Here is a 21,723-nt window from a genome sequence, read left to right as displayed (position 1 = left end):
AGATTGACGAAGACATGCTTTTCGAAGATAATAGGTAAAGTATCGGCGATAGGCAGATATAGGTTGTAATGGCCATTGCCTAGCTTCCGGCGAAGCCGGTTGCAGCATTTGGTCCGTCCTGTAGCATGCGAATCTGCTGGAACTTTTACCAAGAATAGGAGCGATTATCACATGAAGAAGCGTCTGATGTGGGTAACAGTGGTCGCGCTGGTGCTAACGCTTGCACTCGCAGGCTGCGGCAGCAAGAACAACACCGAGAACGGTGGGTCTAATGCAACAACGAACAATGGCGCGACCGGTAACGGTGGCACGAACGCCGATAAAGAGACAGAAGGCGGCGCAAGTGGCAAAGACATTCGTATCGGCATGGCGACAGACGTCGGCGGCGTAAATGACAAGTCGTTTAACCAAAGCGCTTGGGAAGGTCTCCAAGAAATCGAGAAAGCGACTGGCGCATCCGTTAAATATCTCGAATCCAAAGGCGAAGCTGACATGGAGCCGAACCTGAATAAATTCGTTAAAGAAGGCTATGATCTGACTTGGGGTATCGGCTTCTTGTTCGAGACGGCGATGAAGAACGTTGCTTCCCAGAATCCAGACGCGAAACTCGCACTGATCGACAGTGTAGTTGACGCTCCTAACGTAGAATCCGTAACATTCGCGGAGCACGAAGGTTCCTACCTCGTCGGCGTGGTTGCGGGTCTGATGACCAAAACCGGCAAGATCGGCTTCGTCGGCGGCATGGACATCCCGGTTATCAAACGCTTCGAAGCTGGTTTCAAAGCAGGCGTACTGGCGGTTAAGCCGGATGCAGACATCAAAATCAACTACACAGGCGACTTCTCGAAGCCTGACCTTGGTAAAGCGGCAGCGTCGACGATGTACAACGACGGCGTCGACATCATTTTCCACGCAGCAGGCGCTACGGGTAACGGCGTGTTCACCGAAGCGAAAGACCGCGTGAAGAACGGTACGCAAGTATGGGTTATCGGCGTCGACAAAGACCAATCGCTCGAATTCGGCGACGAAGTTACGCTGACGTCCATGATGAAGGGCGTTAAGCAAGCGGTTGAGAAAGTATCCAACGATCTGATCGCAGGCAACTTCGCCGGTGGTACGACAACGGTTCTTGGCCTGAAAGACGACGCTGTAGGTCTGCCGGAGACATCGACGAAGAACGTTCCGAAAGAAGTTCTGGATAAAGTCGAAGAGTACAAGCAAAAAATCATCAGCGGCGAAATTACGGTTCCTACGGAATAACACCTATCGAAGAAGCATCGCTTCCGCGAGATGGATTGAAGACCGGCTCTCGAGCCGGTCTTTTTTAAAGAGCAGGACTGGACTAATAAGGAAATAATTGCTATTAAAAAATGGATTTCAATGCTAGTATACGCTTACATATTTGATGAAGTATACTGGTCAATGGGTAAAAGGTTAAGAAAGGAGATGGCCATCTCATGGAACAGAACGCGACAGCGGTCGAGCTGATTGGCATCACCAAGCGTTTTCCGGGTATTGTTGCCAACGACGGAATCAGCTTCAAGCTTCGCAAGGGCGAGATTCACGCGCTGCTTGGGGAGAATGGTGCCGGCAAATCAACGCTGATGAACATATTGTTCGGCTTGTATCAACCGGATGAAGGCGAAATCCGGGTTAATGGCGTGCCTACCGTTATTGACGGTCCTTCCAAAGCGATCGAGCTTGGCATCGGCATGGTGCATCAGCACTTCAAACTCGTTCAGCCTTTCACCGTAGCGGAGAATATCGTGCTGGGCAGCGAGCCGTCTAAGGGCGGCGTTATTAATTTGAAGCAAGCGAACGAGAAGGTGAAGCGGCTTTCCGAGCAGTACGGTCTGCAGGTAGACCCAAAGATGCGGATCGAGGACATCACGGTCGGCATGCAGCAGCGGGTTGAAATTCTGAAGACGCTGTATCGCGGTGCCGACATTCTCATCTTCGACGAACCGACGGCGGTACTTACCGTGCAGGAGATTGAAGAGCTGCTCGAGATTCTTCGCAGTCTCGCGGCGGAAGGCAAATCGATCATCATTATCACGCACAAGCTCAAGGAAGTTATGGCGCTCTCTAATTCCGTGACGGTCATCCGCCGAGGCAAGGTAGTCGGCACGGTGGAAACCAAATCCACGAACGAGCGCGAGCTGGCGGAACTGATGGTAGGCCGCAGCGTAAGTCTACAGACCGAGAAAACGCGGCGCGAAGTCGGCAAGGTGATTTTCTCCGCGAAGGATCTTCAACTGAAGTCCAACCAGAATAAGTCGGTGCTGAACGGCGTTAGCCTGGAGATTCGTGCGGGCGAAATTCTCGGCATCGCGGGTGTCGACGGCAACGGCCAGTCGGAGCTGGTGCAGGCGATTACCGGCATGGTGAAGCTGAGTAGCGGTCAAGTGTCGATCAACGGCAAGGACATTACGAACCACAGTCCCCGCCAAACGGGATTAGCCGGCATAAGCCACATTCCGGAGGATCGACACAAACATGGCTTAGTACTGGACTTTACGCTCAGCGAGAACGTCGTACTCGGGAACTACTTCCAGAAGCCGTTCAATAATGGCGGGTTCCTGAAGTACGAAGAGATGGACAAGCTGGCGCATAAACTGACGACGGAGTTTGACGTGCGTTCGTCCGGCATTCATACGCATGCCCGTTCCCTCTCCGGCGGTAACCAGCAGAAGGCGATCATTGCACGTGAACTGTGGCGTGACCCTTCGCTGCTGATCGCCGTACAACCGACGCGCGGCTTGGATATCGGCGCGATTGAGTATGTCCAACAGCGGCTGCGTCAAGCGAGGGATGAGGGGAAGGCCATACTGCTCGTTTCCTTCGAACTGGACGAGCTGTTTGAATTATCGGATCGAATTGCCGTTATGTACGAAGGGCGAATCGTCGGCGAGGTTGATCCGCTCAACCGCGACAACCAGCGCCTGGGCATGCTGATGGCGGGCGACACCAACGCGTAGGGGGGTGAAGGTATGGAATCACCAGAGAAACAATATAACAAGGCTTTAGGCAAAGGCATCAAGATTTTCACGAAGTCCTCTTCGCTCGTCCCGATCGTCGCTATTATTCTCGGTCTGATTACCGGTGCCATCGTGATGCTGGCCGGCGGCTTTAATCCGCTCGTCGCGTACGGTTCGCTGTTCGGTAAGCTGATCGACAGTCCTTACGATATCGGCGAGACGATTCGCGCGATTACGCCGTTGATTTTCACAGGCTTGTCCGTCGCCTTCGCGTTCCGGACGGGGCTGTTCAACATCGGCGCTGAAGGACAATTCGTCATGGGTATGCTCGGCGCGACGCTTATCGGCGTGAAGCTGGATCTGCCATGGTTTATTCATGCGCCGCTGGCGATGATCGGAGGAGCGGTGTTCGGCGGCATCTGGGCTGGCATCGTCGGCTATCTGAAAGCCAAGCGCGGCGTGAACGAAGTTATTTCGAGCATCATGATGAACTGGATCGGTCTCTACTTCGCGAACTACGTCATCAGCACATGGCTTAGCGAGAAAGGACAGCAGAAGTCCATGGAAGTGCACGAATCGGCTTCATGGTCTATTGGCTGGTTATCCGAAGCCATGGATCATGCGCGCATGCACGGCGGTACGATCGTCGCGCTGCTGTGTGTCGCCATTTTCTATATCCTGTTGTGGAAAACGAAACAAGGGTACGAGCTTCGCGCGGTTGGTCTCAATCCGGATGCCGCGCATTACGCGGGGATGAACGTCGGCCGCACGGTCGTCAAATCGATGTTCATCGCTGGCGCGTTCGCCGGTCTGGGCGGCGCGTTCGAGGTGCTCGGCGTATTCGGTTTTCAAACGATTGCGTCGGCGTCTCCAGGCTACGGGTTTGACGGCATCGCGGTATCGCTCCTGGGCGGCAACACGCCAATCGGCATTTTGCTGGCGGCCATTCTGTTCGGCGGGCTGACTTACGGTTCGGGTGGAATGAGCTTCGAGGCCGACGTGCCGACGGAAGTCGTGCGTATCGTCATCGGCGCGATCATCTTCTTCATCGCTTCGCATGGCATCGTGCGCCTCATCATGAAGCCGTTCTCCTTCCGTAGAAACAAGCCGGCCGACGGCAGCAAGGAGGCGTCACGCACATGAACGTAATTGAAATTCTCGGTCAATTGATGAACACGACGCTCGTGTTCTCGACCGCACTTATATTCGTCGCGCTCGGCGGCTTACTGTCAGAGCGCTCCGGCGTTGTTAATATCGGACTGGAAGGACTCATGACCGCAGGTGCCTTCGGGGCGGCGGTCGGCGCCGACTATGCGGCGCGCAGCGGCATGGGCGGAATGTCCGCGGCATGGGTAGGCATCGTCGCGGCGATGGTATTTGCCACGCTCTTTGCCTTGCTGCACGCGCTGGCGACGATCACGTTCAAAGCGAATCAGGTCGTCGTTGGTACGGTCATCAACTTCCTGGCGCTCGGCTTCTCCCTCTACCTGGTGAAAAGCCTGTACAATGGGGCCGGCGAGACGGATTCGGTCGAGATGTTCTCCAAATATGCGATTCCGGGATTGTCGGATATTCCGCTCATTGGCGAAGGTCTGTTCACGGCGTATCCGACCACGTATCTCTGTATCGTCATGATCGCGGTTGTATGGTTTGTCCTGTTCAAGACCCCGTTCGGCCTGCGCCTTCGCGCGGTTGGCGAGCATCCGGGCTCGGCGGACACGGTCGGTATCTCGGTTACGAAATATCGCTACATCGGCGTGTTGCTCAGCGGCGTAATGGCGGGCCTTGGCGGCGCAACGATCACGCTGACGACGACGGGCACGTTCGCGCATAACACGATTTCCGGTCAAGGCTTCATCGCGTTGGCGGCCGTTATTTTCGGCAAATGGCATCCGCTCGGCGCAGCCGGCGCGGCGATCTTCTTCGGCTTCGCCATCTCGCTTCGGAACTTCGCGCAGCTGTTCGAGTTCTCGCAGCAGATTCCGGATGAATTCTTCTACATGCTGCCTTACTTATTGACGCTGCTCGTGCTTGCGGCGGCGGTTGGTCGTTCCCGTGCGCCCGGCGCGCTGGGCGAGCCTTACGATCCGAGCAAACGCTAAGCGATATACGAGAGTACCATTTCAAGCCAAATTGGTCCATCCTGATGGCTGTGCGCCCTCATGCTTTCGAATACGCGAAGGCATGGGGGTTTTTCTTGTGGCGTCTTTATTGACAGCGTTTCGCCCCTTGTGTAAATTAATTCTTAATCAAATGAATTTCCCCGAGATGGTTCACACTATATCTGTTTTTATCGATAAGTTTGTGCATCTGTTCACAAAGTGGAAAAAGAGGAGAGGTCACGACATGGAAGCATTGGCACTCGAGCGCAAAGCCGAACAGAATCGGGAGCTGCGCGAACGCCTGATGCAATTAAAGAAAGAGCGTAATGCCATCATACTCGCTCATTATTATCAGCGCGACGAAATTCAGGAAGTGGCGGATTTTCGCGGGGACTCCTTCCTTCTGGCACAGAAAGCGGCCCAGACGGATGCGGATGTAATCGTCTTCTGCGGCGTGCACTTCATGGGCGAGAGTGCGAAGATTCTGGCCCCGAACAAGACGGTCATTATCCCCGACGAGCGGGCCGGCTGCCCGATGGCGGACATGGTGAACGTGGACGGTCTTCGCAAGCTGAAGGCACAGCACCCGAACGCGACCGTCGTGACGTACATTAACTCGTCGGCCGAGATTAAGGCGGAGACCGATATTTGCTGTACATCGGCCAATGCGGTACGCGTCGTCAATTCCGTCGAATCGGACGAAATTATTTGGGTGCCGGATAAGAACCTCGGCCACTATGTGCAGCAGAAGACCGACAAGAAGATGATCATTTGGGAAGGCTACTGCAACACGCACGACATGTTGACTGTCAAAGACGTGGAAGAGATGAAAGCCAAATACCCGAATGCCGAGTTCGTCGTCCATCCGGAATGCCGGCCGGAAGTCGTGGCGCTGGGTGATTTCGTCGGCAGTACGACCGCTATCATCAAGTATTGTAAAGAATCGCCAAATAAAGAATTTATCGTGGGAACGGAAGACGGTACGGGTTATCAGCTGCGCCTAGACAGTCCAGACAAGACTTTCCACTTCGCGACCAAATATCTCGTTTGCCCGAATATGAAGGTCAACAACTTGAAGAAGTTGGTCAAATGTCTGGAGACGATGCAGCCGCAAATTTACGTGCCGGAAGAAGTCGCAGATAAAGCCCGTTTATCCTTGGAGCGCATGTTACAGGTGAAGTAGCATGCGCTACTCTCTTTCCATAGAAAGGAACGAAGAGACCCGATGATCCCACGCTATTTAGTAGATATCGATCTATCCGAGCTCCCTGTCGTCGAGAAAGACGTCCTCGTCATCGGCGCCGGCATTGCGGGCTTATTCACCGCGCTGAAAGCAAGCAAGACCCATGACGTACTCATGATTACGAAGAAGTCGCTTATGGATAGCAATACCCGTTACGCGCAGGGCGGCATCGCTGCGGTTATTGCCGAGGACGATTCACCGGCATACCATCGCCAGGATACGCTCGTCGCGGGCGCGGGCCTCTGCTCGGAAGCAGCCGTGGACGTGCTTGTCCATGAGGGGCCCAAAGGGGTCGAGGATCTGGTTCGGATGGGCACGCAGTTCGACCAGGAGAATGGCGAATACGAGTTGACTAAGGAAGGCGCGCACAGCCATCGGCGTATTTTGCATGCCAACGGGGACGCGACCGGCTTCGAGATCGTACGCGCGTTGTCGGAGAAGGCGACGGCGGAACCGCGAATCGAGGTGTGGGACGACCACTTCGTCATCGATCTGGTCACGGCCGACGGCGAGTGCAGCGGCGCGATCGTGCAGAAGCCTGATGGCAGCCGGCTGTATGTACGGGGCAAGGCAACCGTGCTGTGCTCCGGCGGGACGGGGCAGCTTTATCGCTATACGACCAACCCGGACGTCGCGACGGGCGACGGCGTTGCCATGGCCTATCGCGCAGGCGCTTACATACAAGACATGGAGTTTATCCAATTTCACCCGACGTCGCTCTGTTACCCGGGCGCGCCGCGCTTCCTCATCTCGGAAGCGGTACGCGGCGAGGGCGCGGTGCTTCGCAATATTCGCGGCGAGCGGTTCATGGACCGTTATCATGAGCAGCTGGAGCTTGCGCCGCGCGACATCGTCGCACGGGCGATTATCAGCGAGATGGAGGCAACCAAGTCGACGTTCGTCTATTTGGACATTACCCATGAATCGGCGGATATGGTGCGCCACCGGTTCCCGAATATTTATGAGTTTTGTTTGAGCTACGGGCTCGATTTGACCACGGATTGGATTCCGGTCGCGCCTGCCGCGCATTATATGATGGGTGGGGTCAAGACCGACCTGCACGGCGAGACGAATATTCCTCGCTTGTTCGCGTGCGGCGAATGCTCGTCCACGGGGGTGCACGGGGCGAACCGGCTGGCGAGCAACTCGCTTTCGGAAGCGATCGTGTTCGGCCGCCGGATCGTCAAGCGCATTAACGAGTTATCACCGCTGCAGATTGGGCTTTGCGATCAGCCGATCTCGCTGCAGCGTACCCAGGCGCCAATGCAAGCCGTCGTCGAGAAGCGGCTCAAACTGCAGAAGGTGATGGTACGGAATGTCGGCCTGCGCCGCGACGGCAAAGGCTTGGCGAGGGGACTCGAAGAGCTGAAGCGCCAGCTGCCGTTCTTTCAGCATATACTGCGCACGCGCGAGGAATATGAATTTGCGAATTTGCTTACCTGCGCTATGCTGACCGCGGAAGCAGCGGCTGCGCGGGAAGAGAGCAGGGGCGCGCATTACCGGGAAGATTTCCCGGAACGCGACGATCAGGTGTGGCGTACCCATACACTGCTTCACCGGGAGCACGGGTTATCGAAAGGAGTGTCGGAGCGGCATGATCAATAGCGACTTGTCCGCGATCGGCGGCAATGCCGACGCGCTGCGGCAGCAGATTAAAGCTTGGCTGGCGGAGGATGTCGGCGCGGGGGATGTCTCCAGCTGGTCGACGATTCCTGCAGGACGTCAAGCCAAGGCAGTTATACATATGAAGGATGACGGGATCATCGCCGGCATTCCGGTTGCGCGGCTCGTATTCGATACGGTCGATCCTACGCTGGTTTTCCATCCTCGCGTATCGGATGGAGAGAGAGTCGAGCGCGGGAAGATCATCATCGAAGTGGAAGGCAGCACGCACAGTATTTTGACCGGGGAACGCCTGGCGTTGAACCTGATGCAGCGGTTGTCCGGCATCGCGACCAAGACGCGCAGCTACGTGGATGCGTTGGGCGGGCTTCCGACACGCTTGGTCGATACGCGCAAGACGACGCCGGGCCATCGGCTGCTGGAGAAGTATGCCGTGCGCGTCGGCGGCGGCGCGAACCACCGGTTCGGTCTCTATGACGCGGTCATGATCAAGGATAATCATATTAAAGGTGCGGGCGGTATCCGCGAAGCGGTCGAATCCGCACGCCGGCAAATTCCCCATACGATGAAGATCGAAGTGGAGACGGAGTCGATCGCGCAGGTGGAAGAAGCGCTTGCATGCGGCGCCGATATCATCATGCTGGATAATATGAAGCCGGATCTCATGCGCGAAGCCGTCTCCCGTATTAAAGCGCATTCGCCTCATGTTATTGTAGAAGCATCAGGAGGCGTGAACCTGACGACGATTCGCGGTATCGCCGAGACGGGCGTGGATGTCATTTCGGTCGGCGCGCTCACCTATTCGTTCCAGTCGCTCGACATCAGTCTGGACCTGAACGAGAAAAAGGGAGGCCAAGGCTAGTGATACTGGTTGTAGATGTAGGTAACACGAATATCGTGCTTGGTATTTATGATAAGAAGACGCTGCTGCACCATTGGCGGCTCAGCACGAACCGTTCCGCCACAGTGGACGAGTACGGCGTGCTCATTCACAATCTGTTTCACATCGCAGGCGTGAGCGTGAAGGACGTAGAAGGCGTCATTATCTCCTCTGTTGTGCCACCGCTCATGCGCACGCTGGAACAGCTGTGCGAGCAATATCTGCATAAGGCGCCGCTCGTCGTAGGGCCGGGAGTCAAGACGGGGCTCAACATCCGTTACGAGAATCCGCGGGAAGTCGGGGCGGATCGGATCGTTAACTCCGTCGCCGGGATCGAGAAATACGGCACGCCGCTGATCGTGGTCGACTTCGGGACCGCGACGACGTTTGATTATATCGACAACGGCGGAAACTATCTAGGAGGAGCCATCGTTCCAGGTATCGGCATTTCGACGGAGGCGCTCTACCAACGCGCCGCGAAGCTGCCGCGCATCGAGCTGGTGAAACCGAAGAGCGTCATCGGGCGCAATCCGGTCACGTCGATGCAGGCTGGCATTATTTTTGGCTACGCCGGACAAGTGGATGGCATTGTAAGACGCATACGTTCGGAATTTGGCGTAAGTCCTCGCGTTATCGCGACCGGCGGACTCGCGGAGCTGATCGCTGGCGAGTCGGAGACGATCGAATTGGTCGATCCGCTGCTGACGCTGGAAGGACTGCGCATTATTTACGAGCGGAATCAGGATTAAGGAGAGAATCAAGTGGAGACAAACAACGATATACTGGTGCGCGGGACGGCTTGGGGCGGCAAGCTGCGCGTCTTTGCCGTGCGCACGACGGAGCTGGTGCGGGAGCTCGAGACCCGTCACGAATCGATGCCGACAGCGACAGCCGCGCTTGGACGGGCGGCGACGGCCGGAGCAATGATGGGCGCCATGCTCAAGGGCGAAGAGAAGCTGACGATTCAGGTCAAAGGCGATGGGCCGATGGGGCAGATCGTCATTGATGCCAACGCGAAAGGCGAAGTACGCGGCTACGCGGAGCATCCGCAGGTGCATCTGGCGAGCAATCCCCAAGGCAAGCTGGATGTGGCGGGCGCGGTGGGCCGGAGCGGCTTTATCCATGTACTTAAAGATCTGGGACTGAAGGAACCGTATCGCGGCAGCGTACCGATTATTTCGGGCGAGCTGGGTGAGGACTTTACCTACTACTTCGCTTCCTCCGAGCAAACGCCTTCGGTTGTTGGCCTTGGCGTGCTGGTTGGGCCGGACGGCGTCATGAACGCGGGCGGGTTCATCGTCCAGCTGCTGCCTGGCGTAACGGATGACGATATTACGCGGCTTGAGCGTGCCGTGGCGAACATGCCGCCGGTCACCGCGCTGCTCGATCAGGGAGAGACCCCGGAAGGCATTCTCGGCTTCTTGGTCGGCGATGACCTGAACTTGATGGATGAGATGAATATCGTGTTTCAATGCAAATGCTCGCAGGACCGTATCGAGCGGACGATGATCAGCTTGGGCGAACAGGAGCTGAAGACGATCATCGAAGAAGACGGACATGCGGAGATCGTATGCCATTTTTGCAATGAGAAATATGAATTTGACCGGCCGCAGCTAGAGCGCTTGCTTGAACAGGCAAAGCCGAAACCGATTCAATAGTCGGAGGCGCGAATCATGGGGAAAGACCGGGTGCTGAGGCGGATCGTGCTGCTTCAGGCCGTATGTATGGTGGTGCTCGCGGTGGTAGTCATCACCCGGGTGCTGGCGCCGCAAGGAAGCGGCAAGAACGAAGGCGGCGAGCAGGAAGAGAATCCCGACTTGCAGGAGAAGGGCTCCGCGATCGCGGCGACCGTCGGAGACGAGACGATTACATGGCAGGAATTCGAAAGTCGGCTTAAGGATCAATACGGGGATACCGTGCTGCATACGTTAATGGCTCGTTCCGCCATTCGCCAGGAAGCCGCCGCAAGCGGCCTGGCCGTGGACGAGTCAGAGCTTGCGCAGGAGCTGCAGTCGACGATGGAAGGTTACGAGAGCGAAGAGCAGTATTATAAAGAGATGAAGCAGAGCCTCGGGCTGACGCCGGAAGAAATTCGGGAAGATGCGAAGTATAAGCTGCTGCTCGAGAAAATCGCGACGCGGGACATCGTTATTTCGGACGAGGAGCTGGAAAGCTATATCGCCGACCATCAGGCGCAGTTTGCTTCCGGTATCCAACTCCGGCTAGCGTGGATCGTGACCGAGGGCGAGCAAGCTGCGCGGGAACTGCTCGGACGGCTTGAATCGGGTGCGGATTTCGGTGAGCTGGCACAGTCGGAATCGATCGATCAAGATACTGCTTCAGGCGGCGGCGAGCTGGGATGGATCGAACAAGACGATCCGTTTTTCGAGCAGGATGTGCTGCTGGCTGCATCTTCCCTAGATCCGGGCGAGGTAACGGGACCGATTCCGGTAGAGGGCGGTCAAGCGATCGTACGATTGGAAGACCGCAGGGAAGAGAAGACAATGGACGAGGAGACGGTTCGTGCGACTGCCCGCAGACAGCTGGCGCTGGAGAAGGCCGAATCGCTGCAGGCTATAGAAGAGAAACTGCTGCGCAAATACGAAGCGAAGATCTTGGTATCCACCGCTACGAATACGGACGCCCACACGTAGGGGCGGCGTTCGTGGCGGGTAGGATGCCGTTATTCCTACTAGCTCGATTCACAAACTACCTATTGACAACTCCCGTAAAACATTGTTAAGATGTAGGTAATACCAACTGAATTAGTCGGAATAAGGAGGCTCATTTTCTCATGGCTAGAATTGTGAATAATGTAACCGAACTCATTGGCGATACGCCGCTTGTTCGCTTGAACCGTCTGGTACCGGAAGACAGCGCAGAGATCTACGTTAAGCTCGAATTCCAGAACCCGGGCGCCAGCGTCAAAGACCGCATCGCGATCAGCATGATCGAGGTTGCCGAACAAGAAGGCCGCATCAAGCCAGGCGATACGATCGTCGAACCTACCAGCGGTAACACGGGTATCGGCCTTGCGATGGTTGCAGCTGCTAAAGGCTACAAAGCAATTCTCGTTATGCCTGAGACAATGAGCATCGAGCGCCGCAATCTGCTTCGCGCATACGGCGCTGAGCTTGTTCTCACGCCGGGGTCCGAGGGCATGAACGGCGCGGTTCGCCGTGCGGAAGAGCTGCAGAAGGAGAATCCTTCCTACTTTATCCCGCAGCAATTCAAGAACCAAGCGAACGTGAAGATTCACCGCGAGACGACAGGTCCGGAGATCGTCGAAGCGATCAACTCCCTCGACGGCAAGCTGGACGCATTCGTAGCGGGCATCGGTACGGGCGGTACGATCAGCGGCACGGGCGAAGTGCTGAAGCAGAACTTCCCGGGCATCAAGATCGTAGCGGTCGAGCCTACGGCATCCCCAATTCTGTCGGGTGGCAATCCCGGCCCGCACAAGATCCAAGGGATCGGCGCGAACTTCGTCCCGGATATTTTGAACCGCGAGATCTACGACCAAATTATTACCGTAGACAACGAGGAAGCTTTCGAGACGGCTCGCCGTTCCGCGAAAGAAGAAGGCCTTCTGGTCGGCATCTCCTCGGGCGCCGCGATCTTCGCCGCGCTGAAAGTAGCCAAAGAGCTGGGCAAAGGCAAGCGTGTCATCGCGGTCGTGCCTTCGAACGGCGAACGCTACCTGTCTACCCCTCTGTTCAACTTCGAGAACTAATAGCGCCGCGCATGCGGTTTCAAGGGGCTCCTTTGGAGTCCCTTTTATTTATGCGTACGAGGCCGAAGAAGATGACTGCGGCCCTTTTCTTTTCAGATGCGATTCGGTATACTAGCAGGCAACAAGAAGCGCTCTCTTGCGGGCGGATTACGGTAGACGAAAGATCGGGGGACGATTGCATCATGACGGTCACTTCATATGAAGAATGGCGCGGCTGGCGGAAGGCGGGATACGAGACGCTGCCTGTCGTACGTAGTTGGCCGCTTCCAGAAGGGGAGAGCGGCAGGCCGGATTCGTGGGAGCGAGCTTGGCAGGAAGCCTCCGACTATGCCTTCGTGCTGGAGAGCGGCAAAGACGGGCGGTATACGTATTTAGGTCTGCAGCCGGCGGCCGTGATCCGCGGGAAAGGCGATCGGGTTGAGGCCTTGGATTTACGTACCGGCGCTAAGACAACCTGGACCGCCCCGCCGCTCGCCGCTGTCCGGCAATGGATGCAGCCTTACCGGACGCCGAGAAGAACGGATGGCCCGAAGTGGACCGGCGGCTGCGTTGGCTTTTGGAGCTATGACGTTATTCGCACGATCGAGCGTCTGCCGGAGTTTGCGTCCGATGATCTGGGGCTGCCGGATTACCTGTTTATGCGCATGAACGAGCTATGGGTCGTCGACCATCAGGCCCGTACGCTGTTTTGCGCCGTGCACGTGGAGAATGGCAGTGCCGATGACGCGGAGCTCGAGAAGCAGTATCGGGCCGCGATCGGACAAGCTGAGCGGATGGTCGGTCTTTGGCAGGCGCTAACCGGCATCGGAGCTGCGGGGCAAGCCGAGCCGGCTATGCTGAAGGAGAAGCGAAGCGCACGAGAAGCATTCATCGGTCAAGATACGCTGCATATCGACGTGGAAGCTATGGAGGGACTGACGTCGCCATTTCGCAAGGAAGCGTTCGAGAAGGCCGTTGAACGGATTCAGGCCTATATCGGCCAGGGCGACGTTTTTCAAGTCAACTTGTCGCAGCGGCAGAGCTTGCGCACGAACGCGGCCCCGGAAGATCTATATGAGTGGTTGCGGTTGGTGAATCCATCGCCGTACATGGGCATGCTGCGGTGTCCGGATTTTCAGCTGGTGTCGGGCTCGCCCGAGCTGCTCGTGGAGATGGTGAATGGCAAACTGGCCACGCGTCCAATCGCGGGAACCCGCCGAAGAGGCCGAACGGAAGAAGAAGACCGGCGGATGGCGGACGAACTGCTCTCGAACGAGAAGGAGCGGGCGGAGCACATCATGCTCGTCGACCTGGAGCGCAACGACCTCGGCCGTATCGCCACCTACGGGTCGGTCCGGGTGGAAGAACTCATGATCATCGAATACTACAGCCATGTGATGCATCTTGTCTCGCAAGTCGAGGGTACGCTTGCAGAGGGCAAAGACGCATACGACGTCATCGCGGCTACTTTCCCAGGGGGGACCATTACCGGGGCGCCGAAGATTCGCACGATGGAAATCATCGAGGAGCTGGAGCCGACAAGACGCGGACCGTATACGGGATCCATGGGCTGGATTGACTATAACGGCGATATGGAATTTAATATAATTATCCGAACGATGGCCGTGAAAGACGGCAGCGTTCATATTCAAGCAGGGGCGGGTATTGTAATCGACTCCGTGCCGGAGCGCGAGTACTACGAATCGCTCAGCAAGGCGAAGGCGCTATGGAAGGCGGTTCAGTACAGTCAGCGCTGGGCGAGTCGGGATGAAGCGGGCGTGCCGTTCAATCGCTGATGCGAGAACGAAGCGTTGTTAGACCCGTTCTCCCGGATGGCGGGAGCGGCAAGGATAGACGGACATTTCAAGGGGGCGAAGCGCATGATTTTGGTCATCGACAACTATGATTCCTTTACGTACAATCTGGTTCAATATTTGGGCGAGCTGGGCCAAGATATTCTGGTGAAGCGCAATGATGAGATTGACTTGGAAGGAATCGCGGCGCTGGCGCCCGACCATATCCTGATATCGCCGGGCCCGTGCAGCCCGAACGAAGCGGGAATCAGCCTGGCGCTGCTGGAGCGTTTTAAGGGCGAAATCCCGATTTTCGGCGTATGCCTGGGTCACCAGTCGATCGGACAAGCATTCGGCGGCGAAGTCGTGCGCGCAGAGCGGCTTATGCATGGCAAGACCTCGGAGATTTTCCATGACGGCCAGACCATCTTCGCGGGCATTCCGTCCCCGTTCACGGCGACGCGATATCACTCGCTGATCGTGAAGCGCGAGACGCTGCCCGACTGTCTGGAGATCACGGCGGAGACCGCCGAGGGCGAGATCATGGGTCTTCGCCACAAACAATATCCGATCGAAGGCGTTCAATTTCACCCGGAGTCGATCATTACCGAGAACGGGCTGACGCTGCTGCGCAACTTCCTCGGTATGCGCGCGGGCGCGGTACGATGAAGATCGGTTGGAACGGAAGCATTATACATGCGGAGGAAGCCGTGATCCCGGTCTATGATCACGGCTTTTTATATGGAGTCGGGTTATTCGAGACGTTCCGTACCTATGGCGGTCGTCCCTACTTGCTGGAGCGGCATTTGGATCGGCTGGCAGAAGGGTGCCGGGAGCTAGGGATTCGGTATGAAATCGAGCTGGACGTCATGAGAGCTTGGCTTGCCGACGTCATGGTCTCCAATAGCTTGGACGAGGCTTATGTACGACTTACCGTCACGGCCGGCGAGGCAGGGCTAGGGCTGCCGCAGCACGATTACGAGTCGCCCAATGCGCTGCTGCTCGTCAAACCGCTGCCGGAGATGAGCGAGCGGCTTTATGAAGAAGGCAAGGAGCTGGCATTGCTCAGCACGCGGCGCAATACCCCGGAAGGCGCGATTCGATTCAAATCGCTGCATTACATGAATAATATTCTCGCCAAGCGTGAACTGCGGGGGAGTGGAGCGGCCGCCAACGCGGAAGGGCTCATGCTGACCCGGGAAGGCTGGCTGTCGGAAGGCATCGTCAGTAATCTGTTCTTCGTGAAAGACGGCATGGTGCATACGCCATCCATCGACACAGGCATACTGCCGGGCATCACCCGGGCACGCGTCATGGAATTGGCAACGGGCGCGGGCTTTTCGGTGCGGGAAGGGCATTATACCTGGGAGGAGCTGACACATGCGCAAGAGATCTGGGTCACGAATTCCATTCAGGAGATAGTCCCGATTTCCACGCTGCGCGCAGGCGACGGCCAGCGGATGCGGGTCGGCGGCGGAACCGCCGGACCCGTAGCGACGATGCTGCTTCAGACCTACCGGTCCGAAACGGCAGCAGACTAACTACCGGAGTGCGGGAACGGTATATAGGAAAGGTGGGGTCACGTTGACGGCAAGCGGGATTAGACGGCAAGTGCCGGAGCGGCATTACAAATTTGGAGACGGAACGGAGCTTACGCTCGGCCGCCGTACGCTAATTATGGGCATTCTGAACGCAACGCCAGACTCGTTCTCCGACGGCGGACGGTTTCAAGCGGTAGAATCGGCCGTCGCGCACGCGCGTAAGATGGCGGACGACGGCGTGGATATGATTGATATCGGTGGCGAATCGACGCGGCCTGGGTTCGTACCTGTGCCGCTCGAGGAAGAGCTGAGCCGGGTGCTTCCTGTCATTCGCGCTGTACGGGAGGCGCTTCCTGGCATGCCGATCTCCATTGATACGTACAAGGCGGAGACGGCGCGAGCCGCGATCGAAGCAGGCGCTCATATTTTGAACGATATATGGGCGCTTAAAGGCGACCCCAAGATGGCTGAAGTTGCCGCGGAATACGGCTGCCCGGTGATTTTGAACCATAACCGTCATGACCGGAACTACGGCGATTTCGTGGCGGACGTTGTCGCGGATTTGCAGGAAAGCGTGGCAATCGCGCGGACGCATGGCATTCCGGAGGCGAACATTTGGCTCGATCCGGGGATCGGCTTCGCGAAGAACTATGAGGAGAATATGACACTTATGGCGCATTTGGACCGGCTCTCGGCTCTTGGTTATCCTGTTCTCCTGGGAACCTCGCGCAAGAAATTCATCCGGGAGACGCTTCAGCTGCCGGTGGATGAATTAGCGTTCGGCACGGCGGCTACGGTTACGCTGGGCATTGCGCAAGGTTGTCAGATTATGCGGGTGCATGATGTGGCCCAGATGAAGCAGAACGCGCGGATGGCCGACGCGATCGTATACGGGAGGGAATAACAATGGACTTGATGTCGCTGAAAGGCATGCGGTTTTATGGTTATCACGGCGTGTTTCCCGAAGAGAACAAGCTGGGACAGCAATTCATCGTCGACCTCGATTTGCGGCTTGACCTTAGCCGGGCGGCCGAGACCGATGACTTGGACTACACCGTCAACTACGCTGAACTGCACGCGAGGGTCAAAGCGATCGTCGAAGGTGCGCCGTTCAAGCTGATCGAGGCCTTGGCTGGTTCCATTGCGTCGCAGCTCCTCGAGGCTTATACTAGTATAAATGAAGTGACGGTCCGCGTAACGAAGCCACATCCGCCGTTCGACATTCATTTTGACGGGGTCACCGTAGAACTGAACAGAAAGCGGGAACGTTAATGGCTTCGATCGACAATCAACCTCAGCCGGCGATCGCCTACATTGCCCTTGGTTCCAATATGGGCAATCGGGATCAGCTTCTCGTGCGGGCGTTGAATCTATTGAATGATAGGCCGGATATCGATGTGCTGCGCGTATCGGGTCTCTACGAGACCGATCCGGTGGGATATACGGACCAACCGCCTTTTCTCAATATGGCTGCGGCGCTGTCTACCTCGCTAGAGCCGGTTGCGCTGCTTCGCGGGATGTTGGCCATCGAGGCCGACCTTGGCCGGAAGCGGGATATCCGCTGGGGACCGCGTACGATCGATTTGGATTTATTGTTGTACGACGATGTTCGAATGGACGAACAGGAATTAACGCTGCCTCACCCGCGTATGTTGGAGCGCGCTTTCGTATTGGTGCCGCTTCGCGACGTAATTACACCCGATCATGAGTTATTTACTCGGGTCGATGGGGAGGCCCAGCGGGCTCTACAGGATGGAGGGGAAGGCATCGCGTTATGGAATACGATCAACTGGCACAACGCGTCCGCGCCTTTAGAAAGCTGAAGGGTTACACGCAGCAGGAACTCGCGGAACGGCTCGACGTCTCGGTGGCGGTGCTCGGCTCATTGGAGCGGGGGACGCGCAAACCGGATCCGAAGCTGCTGGAGAAAATCTCGAGCACGCTCGGTATCAGCTATGACGAATTGACCAATCAATGACGACGGACGATACGAACGCAAGGAAGTTAATCAACACAGAAGCGGGCCGAAGGCACGCAGGATGGAAGGAGCGAGGAGCGGCATGCTCAAAATCGGGAACATCGAGATGAAGAACAAGGTCGTGCTGGCACCGATGGCAGGCGTGTGCAATCCGGCTTTTCGACTGATTGCCAAGGAATTCGGTACCGGTCTGGTATGCGCGGAGATGGTTAGCGACAAGGCCATTTTGCACGGGAACAAGAGAACGCTAGAGATGCTGTACGTCGACGAGCGGGAGAAGCCGCTGAGCCTGCAGATTTTCGGCGGAGACAGGGAGACGCTGGTGGAAGCGGCGAAGGTCGTCGACAAACAGACGAACGCGGATATTATCGACATCAACATGGGTTGCCCGGTGCCGAAAGTAACCAAGTGCGACGCGGGCGCGCGTTGGCTGCTTGATCCGAACAAAATTTATGAGATGGTGTCCGCCGTCGTCGACGCGGTCGATAAACCCGTCACCGTCAAGATGCGGATTGGCTGGGACAGCGAGCACATCTACGCGATCGAGAACGCCCAAGCGGTCGAACGCGCCGGCGGCAGTGCGGTAAGCGTGCATGGTCGTACGCGGGAGCAGCTGTATACCGGCAAGGCGAACTGGGATATTATAAGAGATGTTAAGCAGGCTGTATCCATCCCCGTTATTGGCAATGGCGATGTGGTCACGCCAGAAGACGCGAAGCGCATGCTCGAGCATACGGGCGTCGATGGCGTCATGATCGGACGTGGGGCGCTTGGCAATCCATGGATGCTGTATAGAACCGTTCAGTACCTCGGTACGGGCGAGCTGCTCGGCGATCCGACGCCGCGTGAGAAGATGGAAGTCGCGATTTTGCATATGGACCGGTTGGCGGCTCTTAGGGGCGAAGCGGTCGCGGTTCGCGAGATGCGCAAACATCTGGCCTGGTACTTGAAGGGCTTGCCTGGCGCGGCACGCGTGAAGGACAACATCATGGAAGAGACCAGCCGTGACAAGATGGTGTCCCTCCTGGAGCAATACATTCTCTCTCTCGGCGAGGATAGCGACAGACCCGCGCCGTCGGCTCCAGTCGAAGCGGGAGAGGCCGCCTATAGCGGGTAAGGGCTCACGTGGCAAGGCGAAGAGCCGGTCTGGATTCCGCGGGCTTAGAATTGAAGATTCGTGTGGTCGGTTTGCTGGCTTTGCTTGCACCGGCCTTTTCTTCTACATACAAGTGAAGCGTTTTCAACGGGCGGTTGGCTTTCGTTGACATTTGGTCCAATATTGCAATATAATCTTTCAATAATCGCTATGCATAGGATGGAAACAGGTTCCAACCGGCAGATTATTCGGTAAGAGTGTCATCAAGAGATACGTGTCATATAGTGACGTGGCCTTAAGGTCCGCGCACCCCGTTAACCAATTTTCACATGACAGGAGAATTTCTAATGAGCGATAAAGAGATCATCCTCACGCAGGACGGCCTGAAGAAGCTGGAGGAAGAGCTGGAGAACCTGAAATCGGTCAAGCGCCGCGAAGTCGCCGAGCGGATCAAGATCGCCATCGGCTATGGCGATATTAGCGAGAACTCGGAGTACGAAGACGCGAAGAACGAGCAGGCGTTCATTGAAGGCCGCATTATCACGCTGGAGAAGATGCTCCGCAACGCGCGCATTATTAACAACGACGAGATTGATATTGATACCGTAAGCATCGGTTCCACTGTTACTGTGGAAGATATCGAGTTCGGCGACACGATGGAGTATACGATCGTCGGCACGGCGGAATCCGATCCTTCGCAGAACCGGATTTCCAACGAGAGCCCTGTCGGCAAGGCGATCCTGGGCAAGAAGAAAGGCACGATCGTCGAAGTTAGCGTACCTGCGGGCGTCATTCAATATAAAATTGTCGACATTAACAAAAAGTAACATTGGGCCTATCACATGGAAAGCTTCCTAGGGAAGCTTTTTCATCTATTATCGGTTAAACTTATGAGAGCCATATAACTGAAGCCTGGTTAGGGGCTTCGCAGATTACGTTAGGAGATGAAGGTAGTGGAGCATCAAACGCAAGAGCAAGAATTAAGCGAGCTGCTGCAAATTCGCAGAGACAAACTGGACCAGCTGCGCGGGCTTGGCATTGACCCGTTCGGCGGCAAATTCGAACGCACGCATCAAGCGAAGGACATTCTCGAGGCGTATGAGAACACGTCCAAGGAAGAGCTTGAGGAGCAAGCTAACGAAGTTACGCTGGCCGGCCGCATCATGCAGAAGCGCGGCATGGGCAAAGCCAGCTTCGCGCACATCCAGGACCTCAGCGGCAAAATTCAAATCTACGCGCGCAAAGACACGGTTCCGGAAGCGCAGTACGAAGCGCTGGATCTGCTCGACCTTGGCGACATTATTGGCGTGCGCGGCGTCGTGTTCAAGACGAACACCGGCGAGACGTCCGTAAAGGCGAAGGAAGTCGTTGTCCTGTCCAAATCGCTGCTCCCCCTGCCTGAGAAGTATCACGGGCTGAAGGATGTCGAGCTTCGTTACCGGCAGCGTTACGTCGATTTGATTATGAATCCGGACGTGCAGCAGACGTTTATTACGCGCTCGCGCATTATTCAATCGATGCGCCGCTACCTGGATTCGCGCGGTTATTTGGAAGTCGAGACGCCGACGCTGCATTCCATCGCAGGCGGCGCAGCGGCGCGTCCGTTCATTACGCACCACAACGCGCTCGATATGCAGCTGTACATGCGTATCGCGATCGAGCTTCACTTGAAGCGTCTGATCGTAGGCGGCATGGAGAAGGTGTACGAGATTGGCCGCGTATATCGGAATGAAGGCATCTCCACGCGTCACAATCCGGAGTTCACGATGATCGAGCTGTATGAAGCTTATGCCGACTACAAAGACATCATGGCGCTGACGGAAGCGATGGTGGCGCATATCGCCCAAGAGGTGCTGGGCACGACCAAGATTACGTACCAAGGACATGAAGTCGATCTGACGCCGTCGTGGCGCCGCGTCTCTATGGTAGACCTCGTGAAGGAATTGACGGGTGTTGATTTCGGCGCGCAGATCACGAACGAAGAAGCCCATGCAGCGGCGAAGTCACATAACGTTAAAGTAGAACCGCATTGGACGACGGGCCATATTCTGAACGCGTTCTTCGAAGAATTCGGCGAACCTACGTTGATTCAGCCTACCTTCGTAACGGGACATCCGGTGGAGATCTCCCCGCTCGCGAAGAAGAACGATCAGGATCCGCGTTTCACTGACCGGTTCGAGCTGTTTATTGTAGCGCGTGAACATGCCAACGCCTTTACGGAGCTCAATGATCCGATCGACCAGCGTCAGCGTTTCGAAGCACAGTTGCTCGAGCGCGAGCATGGTAACGACGAGGCGCATGAGATGGACGAAGATTTCATCCGCGCGCTGGAATACGGCATGCCGCCTACAGGCGGTCTTGGCATCGGTATCGACCGTCTGGTCATGCTGCTGACCAATGCTCCGTCGATTCGCGATGTGCTGCTGTTCCCGCATATGCGCGATCGTGCGAGTGAATAACGATATGACAAGGTAGGGAATCCAGCGGATTTCCTACCTTTTTTTAATTCGAAGAGCTGATATAATTTAATTTCGAAAAAAAGGGTTGCAATCGCCTAACGGTCTATGGTATCTTATAAAAGTCGCCGCTGAGCAACACGGACGACAACGACAAAAGAAACAACTTGTTCCTTGAAAACTGAACAATGAGCGATATGTCAAAGCTAGTGAAGTAATGAGCTAAACAAGCACTTCTCGACAAAATGCTGCTCGTAACCTCCGGTTACGGCAAACCAATTTGTCTTTTATGGAGAGTTTGATCCTGGCTCAGGACGAACG

The 21,723-nt window shown here is 56.3% G+C and carries 21 protein-coding genes; all 21 read left to right on the top strand.

What is annotated here, in order from left to right:
• Window positions 1–171 precede the first annotated feature (171 nt).
• Window positions 172–1,260, top strand: coding sequence for a BMP family lipoprotein (locus ACFFSY_RS00105; RefSeq protein ID WP_377488076.1), 1,089 nt, complete (start codon window positions 172–174; stop codon window positions 1,258–1,260).
• A gap of 197 nt (window positions 1,261–1,457) precedes the next feature.
• The gene (locus ACFFSY_RS00100; protein ID WP_377488073.1) at window positions 1,458–2,978 is read left to right on the top strand and encodes an ABC transporter ATP-binding protein; all 1,521 of its coding nucleotides are present in this window, start codon (window positions 1,458–1,460) and stop codon (window positions 2,976–2,978) included.
• Between the two features lie 12 nt (window positions 2,979–2,990).
• Window positions 2,991–4,121: an ABC transporter permease gene (locus ACFFSY_RS00095; RefSeq protein ID WP_377488070.1), complete on the top strand. Its 1,131-nt coding sequence runs from the start codon at window positions 2,991–2,993 to the stop codon at window positions 4,119–4,121.
• Complete coding sequence (locus ACFFSY_RS00090) at window positions 4,118–5,080, top strand: ABC transporter permease (protein ID WP_377488067.1); 963 nt, start codon at window positions 4,118–4,120, stop codon at window positions 5,078–5,080. Before ACFFSY_RS00095 ends, ACFFSY_RS00090 begins: the two co-directional genes overlap by 4 nt.
• A 244-nt stretch (window positions 5,081–5,324) precedes the next feature.
• Window positions 5,325–6,263, top strand: coding sequence for a quinolinate synthase NadA (gene nadA, locus ACFFSY_RS00085; RefSeq protein WP_377488064.1), 939 nt, complete (start codon window positions 5,325–5,327; stop codon window positions 6,261–6,263).
• A gap of 42 nt (window positions 6,264–6,305) precedes the next feature.
• Window positions 6,306–7,928: an L-aspartate oxidase gene (gene nadB / locus ACFFSY_RS00080; RefSeq protein ID WP_377488061.1), complete on the top strand. Its 1,623-nt coding sequence runs from the start codon at window positions 6,306–6,308 to the stop codon at window positions 7,926–7,928.
• On the top strand, window positions 7,918–8,808 hold the full coding sequence (gene nadC / locus ACFFSY_RS00075; RefSeq protein WP_377488058.1) for a carboxylating nicotinate-nucleotide diphosphorylase: 891 nt from the start codon (window positions 7,918–7,920) through the stop codon (window positions 8,806–8,808). The genes nadB and nadC overlap by 11 nt, the downstream gene beginning before the upstream one ends.
• A complete protein-coding gene (locus ACFFSY_RS00070) occupies window positions 8,808–9,575 on the top strand; it encodes a type III pantothenate kinase (RefSeq protein ID WP_377488056.1) in 768 nt (255 codons plus the stop codon). The genes nadC and ACFFSY_RS00070 overlap by 1 nt, the downstream gene beginning before the upstream one ends.
• Window positions 9,576–9,587: 12 nt before the next feature.
• Window positions 9,588–10,484, top strand: a complete 897-nt coding sequence (hslO, locus tag ACFFSY_RS00065; protein ID WP_377488053.1) for an Hsp33 family molecular chaperone HslO — start codon at window positions 9,588–9,590, stop codon at window positions 10,482–10,484.
• 15 nt (window positions 10,485–10,499) lie between these two features.
• Complete coding sequence (locus ACFFSY_RS00060) at window positions 10,500–11,480, top strand: peptidylprolyl isomerase (RefSeq protein ID WP_377488050.1); 981 nt, start codon at window positions 10,500–10,502, stop codon at window positions 11,478–11,480.
• Window positions 11,481–11,620: 140 nt separating this feature from the next.
• Window positions 11,621–12,559, top strand: coding sequence for a cysteine synthase A (cysK, locus tag ACFFSY_RS00055; protein ID WP_377488047.1), 939 nt, complete (start codon window positions 11,621–11,623; stop codon window positions 12,557–12,559).
• A 182-nt stretch (window positions 12,560–12,741) separates the two neighbouring features.
• Window positions 12,742–14,334, top strand: a complete 1,593-nt coding sequence (locus tag ACFFSY_RS00050) for an anthranilate synthase component I family protein (protein ID WP_377488044.1) — start codon at window positions 12,742–12,744, stop codon at window positions 14,332–14,334.
• A gap of 84 nt (window positions 14,335–14,418) precedes the next feature.
• Window positions 14,419–15,000 carry an aminodeoxychorismate/anthranilate synthase component II gene (pabA, locus tag ACFFSY_RS00045; RefSeq protein ID WP_377488041.1) on the top strand — a complete coding sequence of 194 codons (582 nt, stop codon included), beginning with the start codon at window positions 14,419–14,421 and terminating at the stop codon, window positions 14,998–15,000.
• A complete protein-coding gene (locus ACFFSY_RS00040) occupies window positions 14,997–15,872 on the top strand; it encodes an aminotransferase class IV (RefSeq protein WP_377488038.1) in 876 nt (291 codons plus the stop codon). Before pabA ends, ACFFSY_RS00040 begins: the two co-directional genes overlap by 4 nt.
• A 58-nt stretch (window positions 15,873–15,930) precedes the next feature.
• Window positions 15,931–16,776, top strand: coding sequence for a dihydropteroate synthase (folP, locus tag ACFFSY_RS00035; protein ID WP_377488205.1), 846 nt, complete (start codon window positions 15,931–15,933; stop codon window positions 16,774–16,776).
• 2 nt (window positions 16,777–16,778) lie between these two features.
• Window positions 16,779–17,144, top strand: a complete 366-nt coding sequence (gene folB, locus ACFFSY_RS00030) for a dihydroneopterin aldolase (protein WP_377488035.1) — start codon at window positions 16,779–16,781, stop codon at window positions 17,142–17,144.
• The gene (gene folK / locus ACFFSY_RS00025) at window positions 17,144–17,695 is read left to right on the top strand and encodes a 2-amino-4-hydroxy-6-hydroxymethyldihydropteridine diphosphokinase (RefSeq protein ID WP_377488032.1); all 552 of its coding nucleotides are present in this window, start codon (window positions 17,144–17,146) and stop codon (window positions 17,693–17,695) included. Before folB ends, folK begins: the two co-directional genes overlap by 1 nt.
• Complete coding sequence (locus ACFFSY_RS00020) at window positions 17,647–17,850, top strand: helix-turn-helix domain-containing protein (protein ID WP_148933582.1); 204 nt, start codon at window positions 17,647–17,649, stop codon at window positions 17,848–17,850. Before folK ends, ACFFSY_RS00020 begins: the two co-directional genes overlap by 49 nt.
• Before the next feature lie 82 nt (window positions 17,851–17,932).
• The gene (gene dusB / locus ACFFSY_RS00015; RefSeq protein ID WP_377488029.1) at window positions 17,933–18,967 is read left to right on the top strand and encodes a tRNA dihydrouridine synthase DusB; all 1,035 of its coding nucleotides are present in this window, start codon (window positions 17,933–17,935) and stop codon (window positions 18,965–18,967) included.
• Between the two features lie 326 nt (window positions 18,968–19,293).
• Complete coding sequence (greA, locus tag ACFFSY_RS00010) at window positions 19,294–19,773, top strand: transcription elongation factor GreA (RefSeq protein ID WP_377488026.1); 480 nt, start codon at window positions 19,294–19,296, stop codon at window positions 19,771–19,773.
• Window positions 19,774–19,899: 126 nt separating this feature from the next.
• A complete protein-coding gene (gene lysS, locus ACFFSY_RS00005; protein ID WP_377488023.1) occupies window positions 19,900–21,405 on the top strand; it encodes a lysine--tRNA ligase in 1,506 nt (501 codons plus the stop codon).
• Window positions 21,406–21,723 lie beyond the last annotated feature (318 nt).

This window comes from Paenibacillus aurantiacus (assembly GCF_042431225.1).
Lineage (GTDB): Bacteria > Bacillota > Bacilli > Paenibacillales > Paenibacillaceae > Paenibacillus_Z > Paenibacillus_Z aurantiacus.
This window is presented reverse-complemented; position numbering and strand designations above follow the sequence as displayed.